The sequence below is a fragment of the Acinetobacter sp. YH16038 genome (assembly GCF_013417275.1).
Classification (GTDB): domain Bacteria; phylum Pseudomonadota; class Gammaproteobacteria; order Pseudomonadales; family Moraxellaceae; genus Acinetobacter.
In genome coordinates this window covers 1-1,019 of sequence record NZ_VPEG01000185.1, presented here as the reverse complement: position 1 = coordinate 1,019, position 1,019 = coordinate 1, and the positions used below count along the sequence as shown (strand labels likewise).

1 protein-coding gene is annotated in these 1,019 nt (G+C 43.2%); it reads left to right on the top strand.

Features of this window, described 5'->3' with window-relative positions:
• Positions 1 to 1,019: relaxase/mobilization nuclease domain-containing protein (locus FTV34_RS17730; protein WP_180070945.1), on the top strand; the 1,019-nt coding region annotated here is incomplete at both ends.

Here is a 1,019-nt window from a genome sequence, read left to right as displayed (position 1 = left end):
TTTTAGATAAGTTCGATCATCTTGGCAATGTTCGGGCAGGTGTTGATGTTTTGCGTGGTGATGCGACTACATTTAACGCCATCTGTGACTCAAGTCCACATTTGTGGAAGTACACCAGTGGCGTGATCGCATGGTCAAAAGAAGACAGTCCGACAGATGAACAAATAAAAGAAGTCTTAGACGAGTTTGAAAAGCATGCTTTTTCGGGACTAGATCCCTCACAGTACCACCTTTTTGCCGTGCTTCACACAGACGATGACGGCTCGAAGCATATCCACGTTCTAGCACCACGCCTAGATATTCAAAGCGGTAAATCACTCAATATTGCCCCACCCGGCCATGAAAAGCATTTTGATTCTTTACGTGATTACTTCAACACAAAGTACCAGTGGTCACGCCCCGATGATCTGCTTTTGATGAAAACGACACAAGAGCCAAACTATGTCGCAAAACTCAACGCTCAAGCTAAAAATATTTTTACAGGTCAAGATCTTGAGGCGCTTACAAAAAAGCAGTTTGGCAAGCTCGTTGATAACTACGTACAAACATTTTTAAGGACACTGACAGTAAAAAACAGAGCAGATATTGTCCAGTGTATTGAGCAACTGGAAGGAATCGCATCGGTCAAACAAAGTAAAGAATACTTAACTGCCACTTTGAAAAGTGGCAAAAGACATCGACTTAGAGGCGACTTTTATCATGAACAATTCGAAATTAACGCTTATTCAGAGCATCTCAGAGCAGCAGCAGAAAGCCGACCAACTACAGCAGAGCTTGCAACAGCTCTCCGAAACGCTGAAAACGTTCGAGATGACTATCGAGCAAAGCGAGAGACCTATCACCAACAGCACTATACTTTTAAACGAAGTACAGCAGACAACATCGGCCATAAAATCGCATCTCAGAGCGATTTTGACCGAAATAGGGAATCTATCACCCAAAGCCATAAAATCGCTAACAGCGAGCTATACGGAGCAAATAGACGCACTGCAAACGCAGTTAGCGAATATAGACCTATC